General features: G+C 72.3%; 16 protein-coding genes and 1 pseudogene. 9 read left to right on the forward strand and 8 right to left on the reverse strand.

What is annotated here, in order from left to right:
- Positions 1 to 43: 43 nt before the first annotated feature.
- The 4 genes and pseudogenes from LN251_RS31875 to LN251_RS31890 all read left to right on the forward strand — a co-directional run.
- Positions 44 to 1,762 (forward strand): annotated as a pseudogene (locus tag LN251_RS31875) (putative bifunctional diguanylate cyclase/phosphodiesterase); the annotation flags it as partial.
- A 142-nt stretch (positions 1,763 to 1,904) separates the two neighbouring features.
- The gene (locus LN251_RS31880) at positions 1,905 to 3,155 is read left to right on the forward strand and encodes an aminotransferase class I/II-fold pyridoxal phosphate-dependent enzyme (RefSeq protein ID WP_458248207.1); all 1,251 of its coding nucleotides are present in this window, start codon (positions 1,905 to 1,907) and stop codon (positions 3,153 to 3,155) included.
- A 5-nt stretch (positions 3,156 to 3,160) separates the two neighbouring features.
- On the forward strand, positions 3,161 to 3,907 hold the full coding sequence (locus LN251_RS31885; protein ID WP_458248208.1) for a class I SAM-dependent methyltransferase: 747 nt from the start codon (positions 3,161 to 3,163) through the stop codon (positions 3,905 to 3,907).
- A gap of 574 nt (positions 3,908 to 4,481) precedes the next feature.
- Positions 4,482 to 6,056, forward strand: coding sequence for an alpha/beta hydrolase (locus LN251_RS31890; RefSeq protein ID WP_458247623.1), 1,575 nt, complete (start codon positions 4,482 to 4,484; stop codon positions 6,054 to 6,056).
- A gap of 1 nt (position 6,057) precedes the next feature.
- Here LN251_RS31890 and LN251_RS31895 read toward each other — a convergent pair whose 3' ends face one another.
- Positions 6,058 to 6,486: a MarR family winged helix-turn-helix transcriptional regulator gene (locus tag LN251_RS31895; protein WP_458247624.1), complete on the reverse strand. Its 429-nt coding sequence runs from the start codon at positions 6,484 to 6,486 to the stop codon at positions 6,058 to 6,060.
- A gap of 78 nt (positions 6,487 to 6,564) precedes the next feature.
- On the opposite strand from LN251_RS31895, the gene LN251_RS31900 reads away from it, so the two are divergent.
- Positions 6,565 to 6,987 (forward strand): PaaI family thioesterase, encoded by a 423-nt coding sequence (locus LN251_RS31900; protein ID WP_249837101.1) that lies wholly within the window; start codon positions 6,565 to 6,567, stop codon positions 6,985 to 6,987.
- A 9-nt stretch (positions 6,988 to 6,996) separates the two neighbouring features.
- On the opposite strand, the gene LN251_RS31905 is transcribed toward LN251_RS31900, so the two are convergent.
- Together LN251_RS31905 and LN251_RS31910 are read right to left on the reverse strand one after the other, a co-directional pair.
- Positions 6,997 to 8,253 carry an arginine deiminase gene (locus LN251_RS31905; protein WP_458247625.1) on the reverse strand — a complete coding sequence of 419 codons (1,257 nt, stop codon included), beginning with the start codon at positions 8,251 to 8,253 and terminating at the stop codon, positions 6,997 to 6,999.
- 25 nt (positions 8,254 to 8,278) lie between these two features.
- Positions 8,279 to 9,697: a basic amino acid/polyamine antiporter gene (locus LN251_RS31910; protein WP_458247626.1), complete on the reverse strand. Its 1,419-nt coding sequence runs from the start codon at positions 9,695 to 9,697 to the stop codon at positions 8,279 to 8,281.
- Positions 9,698 to 9,847: 150 nt separating this feature from the next.
- On the opposite strand from LN251_RS31910, the gene LN251_RS31915 reads away from it, so the two are divergent.
- Entirely contained in the window at positions 9,848 to 10,945 is a 1,098-nt protein-coding gene (locus LN251_RS31915) for a baeRF3 domain-containing protein (protein ID WP_458247627.1), read from the forward strand.
- A 10-nt stretch (positions 10,946 to 10,955) separates the two neighbouring features.
- Here LN251_RS31915 and LN251_RS31920 read toward each other — a convergent pair whose 3' ends face one another.
- A complete protein-coding gene (locus tag LN251_RS31920; RefSeq protein WP_458247628.1) occupies positions 10,956 to 11,369 on the reverse strand; it encodes an SsgA family sporulation/cell division regulator in 414 nt (137 codons plus the stop codon).
- Positions 11,370 to 11,771: 402 nt separating this feature from the next.
- Between LN251_RS31920 and LN251_RS31925 the strand changes: the two genes are divergently transcribed.
- Positions 11,772 to 13,205 carry a PP2C family protein-serine/threonine phosphatase gene (locus LN251_RS31925; protein WP_458247629.1) on the forward strand — a complete coding sequence of 478 codons (1,434 nt, stop codon included), beginning with the start codon at positions 11,772 to 11,774 and terminating at the stop codon, positions 13,203 to 13,205.
- Positions 13,206 to 13,262: 57 nt separating this feature from the next.
- Here the strand turns inward: LN251_RS31925 and LN251_RS31930 are convergent, their stop codons facing one another.
- The gene (locus LN251_RS31930; protein ID WP_458247630.1) at positions 13,263 to 14,756 is read right to left on the reverse strand and encodes a DNA-binding protein NsdB; all 1,494 of its coding nucleotides are present in this window, start codon (positions 14,754 to 14,756) and stop codon (positions 13,263 to 13,265) included.
- Between the two features lie 262 nt (positions 14,757 to 15,018).
- Here LN251_RS31930 and LN251_RS31935 point away from each other — a divergent pair, with 262 nt between their 5' ends.
- On the forward strand, positions 15,019 to 16,161 hold the full coding sequence (locus LN251_RS31935) for an aminoglycoside phosphotransferase family protein (RefSeq protein ID WP_458247631.1): 1,143 nt from the start codon (positions 15,019 to 15,021) through the stop codon (positions 16,159 to 16,161).
- Between the two features lie 263 nt (positions 16,162 to 16,424).
- Positions 16,425 to 18,401, forward strand: a complete 1,977-nt coding sequence (locus tag LN251_RS31940) for an N-acetylmuramoyl-L-alanine amidase (protein WP_458247632.1) — start codon at positions 16,425 to 16,427, stop codon at positions 18,399 to 18,401.
- Between the two features lie 7 nt (positions 18,402 to 18,408).
- Here the strand turns inward: LN251_RS31940 and LN251_RS31945 are convergent, their stop codons facing one another.
- The 3 genes from LN251_RS31945 to LN251_RS31955 all read right to left on the reverse strand — a co-directional run bounded on the left by LN251_RS31945 (position 18,409) and on the right by LN251_RS31955 (position 22,582).
- Complete coding sequence (locus LN251_RS31945) at positions 18,409 to 18,906, reverse strand: hypothetical protein (protein ID WP_458247633.1); 498 nt, start codon at positions 18,904 to 18,906, stop codon at positions 18,409 to 18,411.
- A gap of 54 nt (positions 18,907 to 18,960) precedes the next feature.
- Positions 18,961 to 21,855: a helix-turn-helix transcriptional regulator gene (locus LN251_RS31950; RefSeq protein ID WP_458247634.1), complete on the reverse strand. Its 2,895-nt coding sequence runs from the start codon at positions 21,853 to 21,855 to the stop codon at positions 18,961 to 18,963.
- A gap of 127 nt (positions 21,856 to 21,982) precedes the next feature.
- Complete coding sequence (locus LN251_RS31955; RefSeq protein WP_458247635.1) at positions 21,983 to 22,582, reverse strand: CGNR zinc finger domain-containing protein; 600 nt, start codon at positions 22,580 to 22,582, stop codon at positions 21,983 to 21,985.
- Positions 22,583 to 22,648 lie beyond the last annotated feature (66 nt).

The following is a 22,648-nucleotide window of genomic DNA, read 5'->3' on the forward strand; positions in this document are numbered from 1 at the left end:
CGACGACGGGGTGGAGCCGTCCGCCACCGTCCTGGTCTGCCTGATGATCCCGCCGGACCGCCCCTACGGGGATGTCCCGGGCGTCCTGCTGGTCGCCGGACCGGCCGGGCGACTGACCGAGACCCGCGGCTCCCTGGAGATCCTCGCCTCGCACGCGGGCCTGGCCCTGGAACGCATCGTGCTGCGCCAGGAGATCGTGCGCCGGGAGAACGAGGCGTACTTCCGCACGCTGGTGCGCAACACCTCGGACGTGATCCTCATCGTCGAGGACGACGACACGATCCGGTACGCCAGCCCGTCCGCCGCGACCGTCTTCGGCACCGCCGACCTGGTCGGCGTCCCGCTGCCCGAGCTGGTCGACCCGCGGGAGCGGCAGCGCGCCGCCCGGGAGCTGGCGGCCGTGCGGACGGCGGGACCGCGGGCCACCCACGACCACTGGTGGGTCAGGCACCGGGCGGGCCGGGTCGAGGTGGAGGTGCGGTGCAACGACTTCCGGGACGAACGGACCGTGGGCGGCCTGGTGGTCACCCTGCGCGACGTGACGGAGCAACGCCGGCTGGAGCACGAGCTGACCCAGCGGGCCTTTCACGACTCGCTCACCGGCCTGCCCAACCGGACACTGCTGCTGGAGCGGATCGAGCGAGCCCTGCTGCGCGGGCGGCGCGAGTCGTCCCTGACCTGTCTGCTCTTCGTCGACCTCGACGACTTCAAGCAGGTCAACGACACGCTCGGGCACTCGGCCGGCGACCGTCTGCTGGTGGCCGTCGGCGACCGGCTGTCCAAGACGCTGCGGCGCAGCGACACCGCCGCCCGACTCGGCGGCGACGAGTTCGCCGTCCTGATGGAGGACGCCCGCGAACCGCTGGACGCCGAGCTGCTGGCCGCTCAGGTGATCCAGACGCTGACCCGGCCGTTCGCCCTCGAAGAGGAGTCGGTCAGCGTCTCCGCCAGCGTCGGGGTGGCCACGGCTCGTGACAGCACCGACGCGGAGGAACTGCTCGGGCACGCCGACCTCGCGCTGTACGCGGCCAAGGCGGCCGGGAAGCGGCAGTGGCGGCGCTTCCGCCCCCTGCTGCACACCCGCATGGTCGAGCGGCACGACCTGCAGAACCGGCTCGCGCGGGCGGTCGCCGGCAAGGAGTTCACCCTGCGCTACCAGCCGGTGGTGGACATCAAGGCGGGCGAGGTCGTCGGCTTCGAGGCGCTGGTGCGCTGGCCGCAGGCCCCGCACAGGCCCATGCCGCCGGAGCAGTTCATCTCGCTGGCCGAGGAGACCGGGCACATCGGGACGCTGGGCTCGTGGGTGCTGGAGAACGCCGTCAACGACATCTCCGCCCTGCAGCGGCTGCCGGGCCCCGCCGCGGCGCCGTACGTCAGTGTCAACGTCTCCGCCCGGCAGTTCCGCGACGCCGGGTTCGTCGACCAGGTCGGCGAGGCCCTGCGCACGCCCGGGCTCGCCCCGGGGTCGCTGCAGCTGGAGCTCACCGAGACCGTGCTGCTGCGGCGCGACACCCAGATCCAGGGGATGCTGCGGGCGCTGAAGGAGCTCGGCGTGCAGATCGCTGTCGACGACTTCGGCACCGGCTTCTCCTCGCTGCGCTACCTGCGGGACTTCCCCATCGACGTATTGAAGATCGACAAGACGTTCATCGACGACATCACCCGCGACGCCCAGCAGGTCGCGCTGGTCGAGGGCATCGTGCGGATCGCCGACACCCTGGGGCTGCAGGTGATCGCCGAGGGCATCGAGGAGCCGGCGCAGCGCGATCTGCTGGCGGGGATGGGGTGCCGGTTCGGGCAGGGCTATCTGTTCGCACGCCCGATGACGGTCGAGCAGAGCGAGCGGGTGCTGCGTCGCAGCGGCAGCGGCCGGTTCGTCGAGGGCCTGCTCGGATCCGAGGCCGGTGCCCGGCGACGGCGCCCGCTCCGCGCACCGGCGGCAGGCGGCCCGCACCGCGGGCCTGGAGCGCCTGCGTCGGACCAGCCCGATGAGCGACGCGGTCCTGGACGAGGTGCGGGGCCGGCACATCCGCAGCGGCGACGACTGGCTGATCGACTTCGCCTCCTGCAACTACCTCGGCCTCGACTGGGACCCGGAGGTCATCGACGCCGTGGACCCCGCGTTGCGGCGCTGGGGCACCCACCCCAGCTGGTCCCGCCTGCTGGGCAGCCCGCGCCTGTACCCCGACATCGAGGAACGGCTGGCCGCCCTGCTCGGCGCCCCGGACACGCTGCTGCTGCCGACACTCACGCTGATCCACACCTCGGTGATCCCCGTACTCGCCGACGGCGGCCATGTCTTCGTCGACGCGACGGCACACCGGACGATCTACGACGGCTGCGTCGTCGCCCGCAGCCAGGGCGCCACCCTGCACCGTTTCCACGCCGAGCGCCCCGAGGAGCTGGCAGAACTGCTGGCCTCGGTGCCCTCGGGGCTGCCCCGGCTGGTGTGCATGGACTGCGTCGACAGCATGAGCGGCAACGTCCCCGACCTGCCCGCGCTGGCCGCCGTGTGCCGCGCGGCGGGGGCGACGCTGTACGTCGACGACGCGCACGGGTTCGGGGTGATCGGGGAGCGCGGGCCGCGCGAGCCGTGCCCGTACGGAATGCGCGGCAACGGGGTGGTGCGGCACACCGGGGAGTCGTACGACGGGATCGTGCTCACCGGCGGCTTCTCCAAGGCGTACTCGTCGCTGCTCGCCTTCCTCGCGCTGCCGACCGGGATGAAGAACCGGCTCAAGACGGCGGCGGCCCCCTATCTGTACTCGGGGCCCTCCCCCACGGCGTCCCTGGCGACGGTGCTGGCCGGCCTGGACGTCAACGACCGGCGCGGGGACGCGCTGCGCGCGGATCTGTACCGCAAGACGGTCCGGGTGCTGGACCACCTGGACGGGCTGGGCGTGGAGACCCTCAACCGGAACCGGCTGCCGATCATCGAGATCCCGCTGGTGGACGCGGACGACCTGGACGCGGTCGCGACGTTCCTGTGGGAGGAGGGCATCTACGTGACGCTGGCCGCGCATCCCCTCGTCCCGCGCGACCGGGTCGGGTTCCGCGTCCAGGTCACGGCGCTGAACTCCGACGACGACATCGAGCGGCTCAACGGGACGCTGACCCGGCTGGCCGCCCGTTTCCCGCTGCGGCCGAAGGGCTGAGGGCGATGACGACGCACAACGACGACGTGGACTGGGACCGCTGGCCGGTGGCGGACTACCTCGCGGAGAACTACCGCGACCTGCATCCGGCCGACGCGGCGGTCATCGCCCACCACTCCGCCTTCTACCGGCGCATCCCGTCGAGATCCCTGGACCGCTCGGTCGAGTTCGGGGCCGGTCCCAACCTCTACCCGCTGATCCTCGCGGCCGCCGCGAGCCGCCGTATCGACGCCGTCGAGGCGGGGGCCGGCAACGTCGCCTATCTGGAGCGGCAGATCCTCTGCGGGCCGGACGCCAGCTGGCTGCCGTTCCACGCGCTGTGCCGGCGTCTCAACCCCGACCTGCCCGCCACCCTGGCCGGGGCGCTGGCGGACGTCCACGTCGTCCACGCCGACGTGCGCGAGCTCGCTTCCGGCGGGTACGACCTGGCGTCGATGCACTTCGTCGCCGAGGGCGCCACCGAGGACCGCGCGGAGTTCGCCGACTTCTGCCGGGCCTTCGCGCGCTGCGTCGTCCCGGGCGGGCTGCTCGTGGCCGCCTTCATGGAGAACCTGCCCACCTACCGCATCGGCCCGGCCTCGCGCTGGCCGGGCTGCCCGGTGGACCCCGAAACGGTCACGGCGGTGTTCACCCCGCTGACCCACGAGCTGTCCGTGACCCACATCGATCCCGGCCCGCCCCTGCCCGCCCACGGAGACTCGGGAATGGTCCTCCTGACGGCCCGGACGCGACAGCCGTCACAGGGCCGGTGACGCCTGGACGGGGCGGCCGGGCGCCGGCACGGGGGCGGCCCCCGGAGGCACGGGATGCGCCCCGGCCCGCGGGTGCCGGTCGTGGCCCCAGGGGCCGTCGAGGCGGCCGGGGGATGCCTGGGGCGGCAAAGCCGACGGGGGACGCTGAGGGCGGGGCGAAGCGGTCCGGGAATGCGGAAGGCACGGCGAAACCGCCGGGCGACGCAAAGGGCACGAAGACGATCAGAGACGCCAAGGGCACGGGAAAACGTCGGGGGACGCCCAGGACGCGACGAAGCGGTCCAGAGATGCCGAAGGCGCGACGAAACCACCGGGCGACGCCAAGCGCGCGAGGAAGCGGTCCGCGGACACCAGAGACGCACGCCCAAGACGCCGAGCAACGCCAAGCGCGCGACGAAGACGACCGCAGACACCAGAGACGCACGCCCAAGACGCCGAGCGAGGCCCAAAAACGCCGAGGGTACGGCAGGGCCGGGGTTTCCGCCTGCCCGGAGGCGAGGGGCGTGGGGGCCGCCTATCGTGAGCGAGGGCGCCGTTTCCCGCCGGTCCGCTGCGGGCGCCCTGGGAGGCATCGATGCTGGCCAAGCCGACGACGCGGTCCGCGCTGCGGCGCTGCGCGGTCACCGGGGCCGCCGCATTGGCCCTGCTGGCCGCGGGGCTGCCGACGGCGACCGCGGACGGAACCGGACCGGACCTGTCACGCTTCTACCGGCAGAAGATCGTCTGGTCCAGGTGCAAGGGCGCGGACGCGCCCAAGGACCTGCAGTGCGGCAAGGTGACGGTCCCGCTCGACTACACCAGGCCGCGGGCGGGCACGCTCGACCTGGCGCTGGCCCGCTACCGCGCGACGGCGAAGAAGAAGCGCGGTTCGGTGGTGCTGAACTTCGGCGGGCCGGGCGGCTCCGGGGTGAGCGAACTGGCCGCCGGAGGTGACGACTTCATGGGCCTGACCGACGAGTACGACGTGGTGTCCTTCGACCCGCGCGGCGTTGGCAGGTCCTCCCCGGTCAGCTGCGGCGACGACTCCGACGCGCTCGCCGCCGTGACGGACGACAACGCCGACCTCGGCCATCCGCAGGACGTACTGCGGCGGTTGAAGGCGGCGGCCGAGCAGTGCGCGCGGCACTCCGGGCGGGTACTCCCCCACATCGGCACGGTGAACGCCGCACGCGATTTGGACGTGATACGCAAGGCGCTCGGCGACAAGAAGCTCAACTACCTCGGCTTCTCCTACGGAACACGGCTCGGCGCGGTGTACGCCGCCCAGTTCCCCAAGAAGGTGGGCCGGCTGGTGCTCGACGGGGTGGACACGCTGACCGAGCCCATGGCGGAGCAGGGCATCGCGGGCGCCGAGGGCCAGCAGACCGCCCTGGAGGACTTCATCACCTGGTGCGTGAAGGACATCGCCTGCCCCTTCGGCCAGGACGCGCGCGACGCGCGGGAGCAGGTCGTGCAGTTGGTCGACTCGCTCGACCGGGACCCCGTACCGGGCGATCTCGGCGGCGAGTTCACCGGCCAGGACCTGGTGGGCGCCATCGGGCAGGCACTGTACAGCAGGCAGCTGTGGCCGTCCCTGGAGCGCGCCCTCGCCCAACTCGTCGAGGACGGTGACACGCGCGGCGTGATGAACTTCGCGACCGGCGGGGCCCGGCCGTTCCGCTCGGAGGGCGACGGCGGGCTGGTCGACGAGGACGACGTGCCGCCGGACAACCTGCCCGCGGCACTGATGGCGATCGACTGCGCGGACGACCCCGACCGCCCCGGGGCGGACCGGATCGCCCAGGACCTGGGCCGGCTGCGCGCCGAGTACCAGCAGGCCTCCCCGGTCTTCGGCCGCTACCGGCTCACCGAGCTGCTGATGTGCTACGGCCGCCCCAAGGGCACCGACTTCATCCGCGAGAAGGTGCGCGACGTGCACAGCGCCAAGATGCTGCTCGTCGGCACCCGGGGCGACCCCGCCACGCCGTACCGCTGGACCGTGGAGACGGCCGCGCGGCTCGGCCCGTCGGCCGTGGTCCTCGACAACAAGGGCGAGGGGCACACCGGTTACGCCTCCTCCAAGTGCGTGCACGAGAAGGTCGACGACTTCTTCCTGTACGGCTCCCTGCCGCCGAACGGCAGTTCCTGCGGGCCGGAGGAGGACGACTGAGTCAGGCCTCCCAGTCGTAGGCGAGGCGGTGCAGGGCTTCGGCGGTCTTCCCGAAGCCCTCCTCGCCCAGCAGTTCGCGCAGCTGGGCGTTGAAGCGGTCGATCTCCGGGCGCGCGGCTCGCAGGGCGTCCGCTCCGGCGTCGGTCAGCTCCAGCACGACGGCCCGGTGCTGGCTCGGATGGGCCCGCTTGGACAGCAGCCCGGCCATGGTGAGGCGGCCGACGAGTGCCGTGACGGCCGACTCGCGCAGACCGAGCACACCGGCCAGCTCCTGCTGACTGGCACCGGGCCGGTCCTGTACGGCGAACAGGGCGCCGACCTGGGCGGTGGTGACGCCGGCGACGGCGAGGCAGCGCCGGTCCACCGTGGTGCGCAGACGGTGCGCCGCCCGCTGCAGCAGGAAGTACAGGCGCTGATCCGGCTCGGACATGGGCCGATCTTGACAGACACCGAGGGCACGCGCCACCCTCACTTCACTGGTGAAGTGAGATGGAGGGCGGACGGCGCGATGGACCTGGAACTGGCTCGCAAGGCCCTGGCCGAGCAGCCCTTCAGCAGGCTGCTGGGCACCCGGCTGACCGCCTGCGGGGACGGTACGGCCTCGCTGGAGCTGGACATCCGCGAGGAGTTGCTCCAGCAGTACGGCTTCGTGCACGGCGGGGTGCTCTCCTACCTGGCGGACAACACGCTGACGCTGGCCGCGGCCACGGTGGTGGGCGCCGGGGTGATCACGTCCGGGTTCACCATCGACTATCTGCGGCCGGCCACGGGCGCCGTGCTGCGCGCGGACGCCCAGGTGGTGCGGGCCGGCCGCACCCGTGTGGTGTGCCGCTGCGACGTGACGACCGTGGACGGCGCCGGGGTGGCGACCCTGTGCGCCGTGGCCCAGGGGAACGTCGCGGTGACGGAGCCGCCGGACGGGGCGCGGTAGGCCCCTGCGTCAGAAGTCCACCGGGTCGCGCACGATCGGGCACGTCATGCAGTGCCCGCCGCCGCGGCCGCGCCCCAGTTCGGCGCCGACGATGGTGATCACCTCGATGCCGGCCTTGCGCAGCAGGGTGTTGGTGTGGGTGTTGCGGTCGTAGGTGAAGACGACGCCGGGCTTCAGGGCCACGGCGTTGTTCCCGCTGTCCCACTGCTGCCGCTCGGAGGCGTAGGCGTCGCCGCCGGTCTCCACGACCCGCAACCCGGGCAGGCCGAGCGCCTTGGCGACGACGTCGACGAACGGGGTGGAGCCCTCGTCTGTGAGCTCGATGCCGGGCGCCTTGTCGGCGGGCCGCAGGGAGAAGGTGTGGACGCCGTCCATGATGTTCGGGTAGAGGGTCACCAGGTCGCGGTCGGCGAAGGTGAACACGGTGTCGAGGTGCATCGCGGAGCGAAGCCGCGGCATCCCGGCGACGATGACGTGCTCGGCGGCGCCGCCCTCGAACAGCGCCCTGGCCACCTGGGTGATGGCCTGCCGCGAGGTGCGCTCACTCATGCCCATCAGCACGACGCCGCGGCCGACCGGCATGATGTCGCCGCCCTCGAACGTCGCCTGACCCCAGTCGAGTTCGGGGTCGCCCCACCAGACCCGGGAACCGGCGTAGTCGGGGTGGAAAGTGTAGATCGCCTTCATCAGCAAGGTCTCGTCGTGCCGGGCGGGCCAGTACAGGGGGTTGAGGGTGAGGCCGCCGTAGAGCCAGCACGTGGTGTCTCGGGTGTAGAGGGTGTTGGGCAGCGGCGGCATCAGGTACTCGCGGACGCCGGTGGACTCACGGGCCAGGGCGAGGTATCCGCTGCGGTACTCCTCGGGCAGGTCGCCGGTGGCGAGACCGCCGATCAAGTACCGGGCCAGCCGCTCGGGTTCGAGGGACTCCAGGTAGGCGCGGGTGGGGTCGACGAGGCCGATGCCGACCTCGTTGGCGACGATCTTGCGGTCCAGCAGCCAGTCCCGGGCTCCCGGGACGGCCATGGTCGAGGCGAGCAGTTCGTGCAACTCGACGACCTCGACGTCCCGTTCGCGCAGCTTGTTGACGAAGTCGGCATGGTCGCGCTGGGCGTTCTCCACCCACATGACGTCGTCGAAGAGGAGATCGTCGGAGTTGGTCGGGGTCAGTCTGCGGTGGGCGAGTCCCGGGGCGCAGACCAGGACCTTGCGCAGCCTGCCGACCTCGGAGTGGACGCCGTACGCGGGGCGGGAGTCTTGACTGGTCACGGTGCGCCTTTCGGAGCGGAGCGGGTCACAGGCTGATCCAGCCGAGGGCCAGGGCGAGGACGCCCAGCGCGGCGCCGGCGGCCGAGACGCCCAGGACGACGAGTTCGGGCGGGGAGAAGAGGCGTCTGCCCTGTTCCCGGCGGGCCTTGACGAACAGGGCGGTGGCCGGGGCGTAGATGATGAAGGACACGAGGAGGTACTTCAGGCCGGCGGCGTAGAGGAGGAACGCGGTGTAGACCGTCGCGAGGACGGCCACCACCAGCCGGCCCCGGCGTCCGCCGCGGGCGATCCGGACGGCGAAGGCGGCCGCCAGCAGGAACGGGATGAGGGTCAGCGCACTGGTCAGGTCGAGCGCGAAGTTGAAGGCGTCGTCGGAGAACAGCGTGACGACGAGGACGATCTGGCTGAGCACCGTGGTCATCACCAGGGCGGGGACGGGCACATCGGCCGGCGTGGCGCGCTTCAGAAAGCGCGGCATGTCGTCGTCCTTCGCGGCGACGAACAGCACCTCGGCGGCCATCAACGTCCAGGCGAGATAGGCGCCCAGCACCGACACGATCAGTCCGACGCTGACGAAGACCTGGCCCCAGGTGCCGACCGCGTGTTCCAGCACGCCCGCCATGGACGGCTGGCGGAGACGGGCGATCTCGCTCATCGGCATCAGGCCGTAGGAGACGATGGTCACCGAGGCGAAGACCGCGAAGACGCTCAGGAACCCCAGCACGGTCGCCCGCCCGACGTCCTCCCGGCGTCTGGCGTGCCGGGAGTACACGCTGGCGCCCTCGACGCCGAGGAACACGAAGACCGTGGCCAGCATCGTGCCCCTGACCTGGTCGAAGAGGGAGCCCGCGTAGTCGGCGCCGGCGAAGTTGTCGGCAAAGACACCGGGTTCGAGGTAGAAGAGCGCCAGGATCACGAAGACGAGGATCGGGACGACCTTGGCGACCGTGACGATCCGGTTGATGGCCGCCGCCTCCTTGACCCCGCGGCTGATCAGCGCGAAGAACAGCCACAGGCCCACCGAGGACAGCACCACGGCGAGCACGGTGTCACCGTCCCCGAGGGCGGGGGCGATCGCGCCGATGGTCGACATGATGAGCACCCAGTACGTCACGTTGCCGACGCAGGCGCTCGCCCAGTAGCCGAACGCCGCGAAGAAACCGAGGTATTCGCCGAAGCCCGCCTTGGCGTACGCGTACACACCGGCGTCGAGGTCGGGCCTGCGCACCGCCAGCGTCTGGAAGACGAAGGCCAGCATCAGCATGCCGGTGCCGGCGACGGCCCAGGCGATGAGGGCGCCGGCGACCCCCGTCTCCTGGGCGAAGCGACGGGGCAGCGAGAACACGCCCGCTCCGACCATCGAGCCGACAACCATGGTGGTGAGCGTCGGCAGCGAGAGCTTGGCGGTGGCAGGAGCCCTGGCGTCCGTCTCGACCTGCGTCATATGAGGTCCTGCGAGGTTCGGGCATCGGCACGGGTCGCGATGCGGGAGCCGCCGTCCGGCGACTCGGAAGACGTTAACAACCAATTGCCCGTAATGCCCGGTCGAACTGCTCCCCATGCCCCATCGGCGAATCGGCCCTATCGTGCTGTTATGGAGCACGATCTGAGCCCTTCAACCCTCTCCGAGCTCCGGCGTCCGCGGCTCTATCCGGCCGTGTCCGTACTGACGCCGACGCATCGCCGGGAGCCCGACAACGCCCAGGATCCGGTCCGGCTGCGCAATGTCGTGGCCGAGGCCAAGAAACAGCTGGAGGCCGACCCCTCGGTGACGCGGGAACGGCGCTCCGACGTCGTCCGTCAGCTCGACCAGGCCCTCACGGAGGTGGATCTGGCGCATGCCGAGGACGGTCTGGTGATCTTCGCCGCTCCGGGTGAGCACCAGGTGTGGTCGCTCGCCCGAACCGTGCCCGAGCGGGTGGTCCTCTCGGACACCTTCCTGACCCGCAACCTGGTCTCCGCCCACGCCGCCGAGCGGCCGTTCTGGGTGCTGTCGGTCTCCGCCGACCGGATCACCCTGTGGAGCGGCGGCATCGACCGCGTCACGGAGGACCACAGCGGCGGCTTCCCGATGACACGGCCGACGCCGAACTTCGACGCCGAGCGGCTGGAGCGGATCGGCGACACGCCGAGCACCTTCCGCGACGAGGGCACGCGCCACTTCCTGCGGGAGGCCGACGCCACGATGGGCATGGTGCTGCGCGAGCAGCCGCGGCGGCTCTACGTCACCGGTGAGCAGGCCGCCCTGTCCGTACTGGACGAGGTGGGCGGCGTCACCAAGGAGGCGGTGCACGTCCCGCACGGCGGACTGGCGCACGGCACCCCGGAGGCGGTGTGGCAGGCGGTGCGCCCGGTGCTCGACGCCGAGGCCCGGCGCGAGACCGACGCCGTCGCCCGGGAACTGGAGACGGCACGCGGCCGCAAGTCGTTCGCGGCCGGCGTGGACGAGGTCTGGCACAGCGCCCGCGAGGGCCGGGTGCGGCTGCTCGCCGTGGAGGAGAACTTCCGCATGACGGTGCGCGACGCGCTCGGCGAGCACCTCGCCCCGGCCGCCAGCGGCGACCTGGACGCACGCGAGGACATCGTGGACGAGATCGTCGAGCAGTGCCTGGAGACGGGCGCCGAGGTCCGCTTCGTCCCGGACGGCGCGCTCACCGACGCACACGGGATCGCGGGAGTGCTGCGCTACTGAGAGCGGGCCGTCACACGTTGCCGAGAAGGCTGCTCAGGCTCCGGTCGACCGCGTCGCCCAGGTCCTCCTGCCCGGCCGCCACGACGGCGTACGTGCGCACCAGGAACCGCTGCAGGGCGGCCGTGTCGAACTGCAGCAGGGCCATGCCGTACGGCGAGTGCAGTTCGATCACCGTGCGGGCCCGGCCGCAGGGCCACAGGCGCACGTCGCCGCCGCCGGCCGGCCCGCGCAGCCCCTCGTCCAGCAGGGCCCGGGCGAAGGCCCAGGTCACCGCGGTGCCGTCCAGGGAGACGTCGGGCGGGAAGTCGAGGTGCACGGCCAGCGGGTCCGCCGAGGTGTAGCGCAGGGCCGCCGGGGCGGGAAGTTCCTGCTCGGCTGCGGTGACCAGGCGGCCCCGGACGGGCTGCTCGAGGGTGATGTCCATGGCCGCTCCCCATACGAATCCGAGGTCGGCCGGAATGCCGACACTGTTACGACCTCGAAGACCCCGATCGCATTACGGGCAAGCGCTTTCCAGTTTGTGTGACCTGCGTCACGGGGTAGTGATGCGTACATACGTGCCGAACAAACACCCGTCGAACATGCTGCTGAACACCCGCCGGAGCTCGGCTACGATGCCCCAAGTCACGTACGCCGCCTACGACTTGACGAGCCGCGGAGGTAAGCGACAGACGCAGTGCGACCGCTCCGAGGAGACGCTGGCATATGCCAGAAGCACCACCGGATCGTGTGTTGCCAAATCACTTACGGGGCGTCGCGGGCTGTGCAACAGTCGTAACGGTCCCTCCGTCCGCCTAGGTCGTACCGTCCCGCATCGGAGTGCGTCATGCCGTCCCACCTCTCCGCGGATCACCCAGCCGCCCAGCCGCCGGGGCGCGGCTCGGTCGACGCGCTGATCTCGCAGACGCGGCGGCTCAAGGGCGAGGTGGACGCCGTCCGACGGGACGCGCACGCGGACGGTTCGGACCCGCAGGAGCGCTGGCAGCGCGCGCTGTACGACCTCGCGCTGCACCAACTCAACGACATCCACACCCACTTGGCGCAGCTGCGGGACGGACCGCCCCCCGTGCCCGCCGCCCCGGAACCGGCTGGCGGCCGGTCCGTGCCAACCGCTCCCCGGCCCGGCTCGCTGCTCAGCCGGGTCGGCTCCGCGGAATGGAACCTGCTGACCGACGAGGCCAGTTGGTCGGGCGAGCTGTACCAGATACTCGGCCGCGACCCCGCGACCGCCCCGCTCACCCTCGACGAACTGCCCTCCCTCGTGCTGGACGAGGACCGCGTGCGGCTGACGGCGATGGTCACGCACTGTCTGGTCGACGCCCAGCCCATCGACGGGGAGTTCCGCGTCGTACGCCCGGACGGCGAAGTGCGCACCGTGCACATGATGGGCGAGCCGGTGCTCGACGCCGACGGCGGCACCGCCTCCATGTGGGCCGTGCTGCGGGACGTCAGCGAACTGCGCCGCAGCCAGAAGGCGGTGAGCGAGAGCCGTGACTCGCTCCAGCGCGACCGGCACCGCGCGCAGACCGAGCACCGGCTCGCGGTCGAGCTGCAGGAAGCCGTACTGCCACCGTGGCGTGGCGCCCTGCGGCTGCCGCACCGAGGTCCCCAGGCGCTGGACCTCGCCGCGCACTGCCTGCCGTCGTCGGACGGCGCCCTGGTCGGCGGCGACTGGTACGACGCGCTGGAACTGCCCGACGGACAGACACTGCTCAGCGTCGGCGACCTGACCGGGCACGGCGTGAGCGTCACCTCCGGAATGGCGATGCTGCTCGGCGCACTGCGCGGCATGGCGATGGCCGGCACCGCACCGGGTCAACTGCTTTCCCTGCTGAACCAGTTACTCGACGCCACCGTGCAGCCCGCCCTGGGCAGCGCCGTGTGCTGCCGCTACCGGCCCGAGACGCGCACCCTGACCTGGGCGCAGGCCGGACACCCCGCCCCGCTGCTGTTCCGCGACGGGACGGGGCGCAGGCTGCGCGCCCCGCAGGGCGTTCTGCTCGGCGCGACCCCGGCGGCCGCCTTCGAGGAGGTCCACGAGACCCTCGAAGTGGGCGACCTGATCCTGCTGCACACCGACGGACTGGAGTCCGGGCATGCCGCGGGAGTGACGGAGTCCGCGAACCGGCTCCTGGACCTGGCCCCCCGCTTCCGCGAGGCGCGCACCGCACAGGACTGCGTACGGCTGGTCGTGGAGGCATTCACCGCGAGCGAGCGTCAGGACGACGCGTGTGTGCTCGTCGCCCGGGTGACCGCATAGGCGCACCGGACCACCGGTGTACCGGGTTCGGCCCGGTCCCGCGGAGGCGCGAACCCCCTACGCCCGTGCGCTGTTGCCGCCCTGGGAGGCCTTCTTCGGCAGCGCCAGTTCGATCTCCTCCCGCAGTTCGTTGATCTTCGGATAGCTGGAGTACTCGGCCGTGAGCCGGTACATCTGGCGCAGCCGGTCCCAGGTGCGGTGGGAGGAGTTGGATCCCATCGACATCAGGGCCAGGCGTGCGTAGCGGTCGGCCTGCTCGGGATCGTCGGCGATGAAGCAGGCCGACGCCATGGACAGGAAGTCGAAGATCTTCGACCGCTGGCGTCCGTCGACACGCAGGGCGAGGGCCTTCTCCGCGTAGTGCTGGGCGTGCACGGCCGCGGACGGGTCGTGCTCGGCCAACGTGCGGTAGGCCAGGGCCTGCATGCCGTACAGGTCCTCCTCCTTGAACATCTGCATCCAGCTCGGTGGGGGCACGTCCGACTTGTCGGAGACGAAGAGGTCCTCCGCCTGGCCCAGGGTGCGGCGCATGGCCTGGCCCTTGCCCATGGATGCCTGTGCCCAGGCCTCGATGGTGCAGAGCATCGCCTTGGTGCGCGGCAGCACCTCGTCGCCCGAGCCGGACTGGGCGAGTTTCATCAGGTCGAGTGCGTCGTCGGGCCGGCCCAGGTGCACCATCTGGCGAGCCGCCCGCGAGAGCGCCTCCCCCGCGCGGGGCCGGTCACCGCCTTCTCTGGCCGCGTGCGCGGCGATGACGAAGTACTTCTGGGCCGTGGGCTCCAGGCCGACGTCGTGCGACATCCAGCCCGCGAGGACGGCGAGGTTGGCAGCGACGCCCCACAGGCGCCGCTGGAGATGGTCGGGGTGACGGTAGGCGAGCATGCCGCCCACCTCGTTGAGCTGGCCCACGACTGCCTTGCGCTGCAGCCCGCCGCCGCGGGCGGCGTCCCAGGCCCGGAACACCTCGACCGAGCGCTCCAGTTCCTCGATCTCCTGCGACCCGATGGGGGCGGCCTCGTAGCGGTCGAACCCAGCGGGGTCGGCGTGCAGGGGATCGTCGAATCGTGGGGCGTCGGCCCTCAGGGCCGGGTCGGTGTGCAGCCAGTCGTGCATGGCGCTGCTGAGTGCGGAGCCCGCGGCGAGCGCGGCGCCCGCGCCCACCAAGCCGCGTCGGTTGAGCATGAGGTCCATTCCCGTGAATTCGGTGAGGACCGCAGCCGTCCGCTCGGGCGCCCACGGCACACCGTCGGGATGTTCCACACTCCCGGCGTCCTGCCGTTTCCCCGTACGCCCGTGCCGGACCAGACCGAGGTCCTCGATGGTCACGACACGGCCGAGACGCTCGGTGAACAGAGCCGCCAGCACCCGCGGCACCGGATCGCGCGGGATCTCTCCCGTGTCGATCCAACGCCGCACCCGGGAGGTGTCGGTCGACAGCTGGGGGTGGCCCATGGCCGCCGCCTGCCGGTTGACCAGCCTCGCGAGTTCGCCCTTGGACCAGCCGGCCAGGCCGAACAGGTCCGCAAGGCGGGTGTTGGGTCGTCCGCTCACGTCAAGCCCCCAGGTTCTCGGCTGAGTTGACAGTAGCCCGGTGAGAGTTGCCGGGCGACTATTCGCCAGGGTTCGCCAGGGTGCGCCAGATGGTGTGCCACTGGGCATCGGGTGTCAGGTAGGAACGCGCCACCCCGACCCGGTTGCCTTCGTGAACGAGGGACGCATTCCCCAGGGTGCTTCCCAGGGAGCCGGGCCGGGCAGCGCACCCAGCACATCAGCACACAGGCAATGCAGGCACACGAAGGGATCTGTTTCGCCCATGTACGCAGCATCGTCCTCCGTGTCCGCCCCGCCCCGGTCGCTGCGCTCCCGCCCGGCGGGCAGCGGCCCCTACCTCGACCCCGCCGCGCGACCGGCGGCCCCCGTGCTCGGCGCGGGCCGGCCACGGCGCGCCCCGGGGTCCGGCACCCAACCGCTCAGCGGGAGACTCGACTTGTCCGGCCCTCAGGGCGCCCAGTTACGTACGGCGATCGCGTCGGTGCACCGGATCTGTCCGGAGTTCGCTCCGGTACAGGTGCTGCGCCGCAGCGGACGGTCCGTGCTCCTGGTCGGCACGACCGGACGCAGTACGGCCGTCGCCAAGTGCTTGCTGGACCACTCCCCCGCGTGGTCCGAGCGGATCCGGCACGAGATAGCGGCCTACCGCTCGTTCGTCCGGCACCGTCCTCCGGTGCGGGTGCCGAGGCTGATCGCGGCGGACCCGGACAACTGCACACTGGTCATCGAGCGGATGCCGGGACGGGTGGCCGCACTGCAGCGGCATCCGACCGAGGCTCCTCCCCGGGCGGACATCAGAGCGGCACTCGGCGCGGTCTGCCGGCTCAACGCCTGGCGGCCGCCGGCGGGCACCTTCGACGCCCCGCTGGACTACGCGGCCCGGATCTCCCGCTACCACGAGCTGGGGCTGCTCACCGACCGGGACATGGGTGACCTGCAGAAGCTGCTGCACGGGATCGCGCACTCGGCGGGCCGGCAGGGCATGGGCCAGTTCTGCCACGGCGACGCACTGCTCTCGAACATCCTTCTGTCCCCGGCCGGTCCAGTGCTGGTGGACTGGGAGCACGCGGGCTGGTATCTGCCGGGCTATGACCTGGCGACGCTGTGGACGGTCCTCGGTGACGCCCCGGTGGCCCGCCGTCAGATCAGCCAGATCGCCCAGTCGGCGGGTCCGGCCTCCCGGGACGCGTTCCTGGTGAACCTGATGCTCGTCCTGACCCGTGAGATCCGCACCTACGAGACGGCCGTGCAGCGTTCGATGCACGACACGACCCCGGCGGCACCGGGGGTGGCCCACCCGAGTGCTGCGCCGTCCGGCGAGGAACAGCGGCTGCTGCTCAGGCGGCTGCACGACGACTGCCAGCTGGCCCGTCGGGCCGTACGCGCGGCGGTCGGCACTCGCTGACGGGGACGAAGGTCCGCGGTGCGCCCGAGAGGAGCGCGCCGCGGACCTTTGTGTGGAAGGGCTCCTCCGTACGGGCCATTGGTGTACTCCACTGACGCCCCGCAGGCCCGAAAGCCGCCGCCCCCGAAACTCCTCCATCCTCGTGTTGACATGGGAAATCTCCTGCTCGTGGGCATGATTGACGGATCGTCGGCAAGCCGGTACCACTGACCCACCACCGGCCCTGCACGCCCCGCCACGCCCGCTCGTCCCAGGAGGCTGCATTGCGAGGATCCGTCACCGACCCCACATCCGCCGCCGGCCACAGACACACCCGTCGAGCCGCCGGCACCTTCGTGACCGGGGCCCTGCTGCTGCCGCTGCTGGGCGCGGCCCCGGCACCGAGCCCGGCCGAGTCGTCGGCGGGCTCGCTACAGCGGGCGTTCGCGTCCGCTGCGGCCGAGTACCACGTCCCGCAGAGCGTCCTGCTCGGCGTCTCCTATCTGCAGTCCCGCTGGGACGCGCACGAGGGCGCGCCGAGCGTCTCCGGCGGTTACGGCCCGATGCACCTCACCGACGCCCGCGCCGCGCTCGCCGCCGCCTCGCACCACAGTCAGGGCACGGAGGACGCACGCGGCGACAGCGCCCGCGCCGCCCTGCACCCCGACGCCGCGGTCCCGGCCCCCACCCCACTGCCGGCCCGGCTGCGGACCTTGCCGAAGGCGGCCGAGCTGACCGGCATCCCGGCCGAGCGGCTGCGCACGGACGAGGCCGCCAACGTGGCCGGCGGCGCCGCGCTGCTCGCCGCCACGCAGCGCGACCTGGGTGAGCCGCCGAGCGCGGACCCGGCCGACTGGTACGGGGCGGTGGCCCGCTTCTCGGGCGCCGACGACACCGCGACGGCGGCCGCGTACGCGAACGACGTCTACGACGTGATCCGCACCGGCGAGGAACGCATGACGGACGCCGGGCAGCAGGTCGTCCTGGCCGCCCGGCCGGGCCTCGCCCCCGACACCGGGCAGCTGCGCGCGGCGGGCCTGCGGACGGTCCCCGCCGACGGCGCGGAGTGCCCGAAGTCCGTGTCCTGCGAGTGGATCCCCGCCCCCTACCAGCAGTTCGGGGACGACGACTACGGCAACCACGACCTCGGCGACCGCCCGGCGTCCCAGAGCATCAAGTACATCGTGGTCCACGACACCGAGGGCGCCTGGGACGGTGTGCTCAACCTGATCCAGGACCCCACCTATGTGTCATGGAACTACACGATCCGCTCCACGGACGGTCTGATCGCCCAGCATGTGAAGGCCAAGGACGTGGCCTGGCACGCGGGCAACTGGTACGTCAACGCGAAGTCGATCGGCATCGAGCATGAAGGTTTCCTCGCCTCGCCGGACGCCTGGTACACGGAAGCGATGTACCGCGCGTCGGCCCGCCTGGTCCGGTATCTCGCCGCGAAGTACGGCATCCCGCTGGACCGCCGGCACATCCTCGGCCACGAGAACGTCCCCGGTCCGACGACGGCGACCATCCCCGGCATGCACACCGACCCCGGCCCCTACTGGGACTGGCGGCACTACTTCGAGCTGCTCGGCCACCCCTTCAAGCGGACCGCGGGGAAGAGCACGGGAGTGGTGACGATCCTGCCGGACTACGCGACCAACCAGCCGCAGTACACCGGCTGCGTCATCTCGGGCGAGCCCTGTGCGGCGCACGGTTCCGGCGAGGTGCGCCTGTACTCGGACCACGACGAGAACTCGCCGCTGATCAAGGACGTCGGCCTGCACAAGGGCGCCGACTCCACGATCGACGTCAACGACGTGGGCTCACGGGTGTCGACCGGCCAGCAGTACGCGGTCGCCGGGCGGTACAAGGACTGGACGGCGATCTGGTACCTGGGCCAGAAGGCGTGGTTCCGCAACCCGCACAAGGACCCCACCGCGGTGCCGGCCTCCGGACTGGTCGTGACCCCGAGGGCGGGCCTGGACAGCGTGCCGGTGTACGGGCGGGCCTACCCGGAGGCGTCGGCGTATCCGGAGGGAGTGCCCGCGCAGGCGGTGTCCCCGCTGCCGTACACGCTTCCGAAGGGGCAGCGGTACGTGGTCGGTGACGTGGTGCCGGGCGAGTACTACTACGCGGTCACCTTCACCACCGACTCGCACCGGGTCGTGGTGGGCAAGGACCTGTACTACGAGATCCAGTACGGCCATCGCGTGGAGTTCGTGCGTGCCGCGGACGTGACGCCGGTGCCGGCCGGCCGGTAGAGCCGGGTCAGCCCTGCTGGAAAAGCTCCGCCGGGAGCGGCTTCAGCAGGGCGTACAGGTCGTCGGTGATGGGGCGGTCCCAGGCGGCGATGGTCACCAGGACGTTGTCGCTGCGGTCGAACTGCACGCAGGAGATCCGGCTCTCGGAGAGCTTGAGGCGGCGCACGATCAGGAGGTTGTCGCCCTGCATGACGGGCATGTCCTCCACGCCGGCGACCGTCACCTCCTCCTCGTTCTCCAGCGCGAGCAGCAGCTGGGCCACCTCGAAGGGGATCTCGCCCTCCGCGACCTCGCGCGCCGGGGAGCCCTCCGGCAGATTGCCGATGATCATCGCGGGACCGCGGCCGCCGAAGAGGTCGTAGCGCAGGAAGACGCCCTGGCAGCTGCCGTCGGGGGCGGGCAGCAGGCCGGCGCCGAGGTTGCCGGGCCAGTCGCCCGGGTCCATGGCCAGCACGTCGAAGTCTGGGCCGGCGGGGGTCGCGCTGCGGCGGCGGAGGAACGACATGCGCCAATGGTACGGGGCAGGCGAGCGTGGTGCGGGTGGGTGGGCTCCCGTTGCCTAGGTCTCCTGGTCCTGCGTCCTCAAGGCGGCCGCCAGGCCTGTGCGGTCCGTGCCGATCTTGCGGTAGACCGCGGACAGCAGCCGCACGACCACCGGCTCGTCGATGTGCAGTTCGCCCGCGATCTCCGCCTCGGTGCGGCCCTTGGCCGCGAGGTTCGCCACCGAGCGTTCGCGCGAGGTCAGGGTGTCCGTCTCCGCGCTGTACAGGCGCCGAGGCCGCAGCCCCGCCGCGGTGAGTTCGTCGCGGGCCTCTTCGACCAGCCCGTCGGCTCCGCACTGGACCGCCACGTCGAGGCCCCGGTAGAGGTGCTCGGCCGCCTCCCGCAGGCGGCCGGTGCGGCGCAGTTCCGTACCGAGGCCGACCAGGGCGCAGGCCAGCTCGTAGGCGGCCGGGGAGCGTTCGAGGTGGGTGACGGCCTCCTCCAGGTATTTGACCCGGGCGGAGCCGGAGGAGACCTCCGCGGCCGTGCGCAAGGCCTGGCCGACGGCCGACGGGGTGCCGAACTGGCGGGCCCGGGCGACCGCTTCGAGGGCGGTGGTCACGGCCCGCTCCGGGCTGGTGTGGGCCTCGGCGCGGGCGAGGTGGAGCTGCCAGGGGCACCAGGCGGGGTTGCGGATGCCGCGCGGGTCGAGGCGGCGGCCCGCCGCGGCGAGCTCCTCGGCCGCCTCGCGGTGCAGGCCGCGGGCGAGGAGCAGTTCGCCGCGCACGGTCTGGGCGTCGGGGAAGACGACGGCCGCCGGGTAGGGCGCGCAGAAGGAGTAGTCCTCGCCGGTCCGGGCGGCCTCGGCGACCCGGCCGCGGGCCAGCAGCACCTCGATGAGGATGCCGACGGCGTACCAGTGGGCGGGGGTGCCGGGGCCGACGCGCTCGGCCAGCCGCAGTCCCGCCCGGACGAAGTCCTCGGCCTCGGCGAGCCGGCCGCGCCGGTAGCGGACGTAGGCGAGGAGCGTGTAGGCGAAGGAGAGGTGGGCGCCGCGCCAGCCCTGGCGTTCGTAGTCGGCGATACCGGCCGCGAAGAGTTCTTCGGTACGGCCCGGCCGGTCGGCGTACATGAAGGCGAGCGCGACGAGGACGGGCACCTCGAAGCCGCGGTCGGGTTCGGCCCAGCCCAGGCCGCCGGCCAGGGCGCGTTCGGCGTGGTGGAGGGCGACGCGGGCGGGCTCGCCGCGCAGGACGGCGTCCCAGGTGCGCAGGCCGATGACGTAGCGCTCGGTGAGGTCGCGGCCGCTCAGGCGGTCGGCGAGCCGGGTCAGGCGGCGGGAGCGGGAGGGGTGGTCGGGTTCGTCGGCGCGGAAGGCGTCCCACATGAACTGCTCGGCGACCATGCGCAGCCTGACCCGGGCGTCGTCGGTGACACGGATCTCGCGGGCGAGGGTGTCGGAGGCCTCGGCGAGGTGGTCGCTGTGGGCGAGGACCTGGGAGAGCCGGTAGACGATGTTCTGGCGCAGGCCGGGGTCGGCGACCGGTTCCTCGAGAGCGGCGCGCAGATGGTTGACGGTGGTGGCGGGTTCGGTGAGCAGGGAGGCCGAGCCCAGTTCGTACAGAACGGCGGCGCGGTCCCCGGGGGGCGGGGGTTCGCGAAGGGCGCGCGCGAGGTAGCCGCGGGCGGCGTCGGGTGCTCCGGCGCGCAGGGTCTGCGCTGCGGCGGCGCGCAGTTGCTGGACGACCCAGTGGTCGCCGTCGGGGTGGGTCTCCAGAAGGTGGCGGGCGGCCGCGGAGGGGCCCTGCCCGTCGTCGATCACGCACCAGGCGGCCTGGCCGTGGAGGGCGACGCGGACGCCGGGCGGGATGGCGCGGTAGACGGCGGTGGCGATCAGCGGGTGGACGAACTCCAGGGTCTCGGCGCCGGTGAGGATGCGGGCCGTGCGCAGGGCGTCGGCGGCGTCGGCGGCCTCCTCGTGGCCGAGTCCGGCGACGGCGGCGGCGAGCAGGGGGTGGATCTCGGTGCCGAGGACGGCGCAGGCCCAGGCGAAGCGCACGGTGGAGGCGCCGAGGCGTTCGAGCCGGGAGACCAGGCCGCTGCCCTTGACGGCGGCGGCGAGGTCGCGCAGCAGGGGCGCGGCGGACTCGGTCGGGGCGAGGCCGCGCTCGCGCACCTTGGCGAGCAACTCGACGGTCTCGAAGGGGTTTCCGGTGGTGACGGCCCAGCACTCGCGGCAGAAGGCGTCGTCGGCGCGTGTGCCGAGCGTCTCCCGTACCAGCCGGGCGACGGCGGCGGTGCTGAGCGGTTCCAGACCGAGGGGACGGGTGCCCGTCCGGCCGGGCAGTCCCCTGAACGACTCGGCGTGTTCGGGGAGTTCGTCGGGCCGGTAGGCGACGACGATCAGCAGTGGAAGCTGTTCGGCGCGGGACGCGAACGCGGCGAGCCAGCGCAGGGATTCGGGGTCGGCCCAGTGGGCGTCGTCCAGCACCAGCACCATCGGGGCGCGCAGGGCGGCGAGATGGGTGAGGATCCAGTCCAGGCCGTCACGCAGGCCCTGTTGGTCGGGCGGGGCGACCGCGGTAGGCGCGCACAGGCCGAGGGCGGGGCCCACGATGTCGTACCAACTGCCCAGTGATGCGCGCAGTTGGGCCTGTGAGGCGCCGGCGAACTGGGGCTGGAGCAGTTGGCGGGCGACGTGGAAGGCGACCCGCTGTTCCTGGTCGCCGCCCCGCGCGGAGAGCACGGTGCAGCCCTTTGCGGTGGCGAGCCGCCTGACTTCGGCGAGGAGGGTGGTCTTGCCGATGCCGGCGCGCCCGGCGAAGGCGAGGAGGGCTCCGCGCGGACGGTCGGGCGGTTCGGCCCCGTCCGCGCGCAGACCGGTGAGTGCGGCCAACGCCTCATCTACGGCGGCGAGTTCGCTCTCGCGCTCGAAGAGGGTCCGGCTGCTCCGTACGACATGCTGCACCATGGCATACCCCCTGCCGCGGTGGTGTGTCCGCGCGGGGAGCGGACACGCACCGTGGCCTCCAGGCAGCTCAGGGTACGCCGCGAGGGGGTTGCTCGACGTGGTCCGAGCATTACTGACCGAAACCGGTTCAAACAGTGCTTCGGTGTCGTTCGTGATGCCGTGCGACCCGGACACGGTTGCCGCAGGAGGGCTTGCACCACTCCTGCCGGGGGTGCTCCTTGAGGAAGTAGCGGACGCAGCGCGGTGCGTGGCAGGCGCGCAGTCGCTGCCGGTCGGGGCCGGCGAGGAAGGCGATGGCGGCCCTTGCGAGGGGCGCCGTGAGGTCCTCGGCACCGCCGGGCGCACGGCGGCGCACGGTGGGTTCGGCGCATTCCTCCCAGCGCAGGACCGGCACGGTGGGGGTACGTGCGGCCGCGTCGTTGGGGCGGGCGAGGGCGTCGGGCACGGGCAGGAGGCGGGCGGCGTCGGCGGGGCTGGGCGCGGCGGGGCGGACGGCGTGGGCGAAGAGGGCGCGGACGGCCGCCCGCAGTTCTCGTACGGCGGTCAGGTCGCCCTCGCCGGCGACCCACCGGTCGGCGTCCGGCACCACCTCGGGATGGTCGCGGACCCAGGCGGTGAGGCCGCCGGTGTCGCTCAGGCCGTCGGCGACGCCGCCGTGACCGTCGCGCCGGACGGTGAGGGCGAGGGCGAGGCAGAGGCGTGTTCCCGAAGCCGGCGGGTCCTGCATGCGGCTGATGACAGAGGGGAGGCTGTCCATTAGGGCCTGTGGCAGCCGGGACCGGAGGCTCTGCGC

This window comes from Streptomyces sp. MAI_2237 (genome assembly GCF_054189285.1).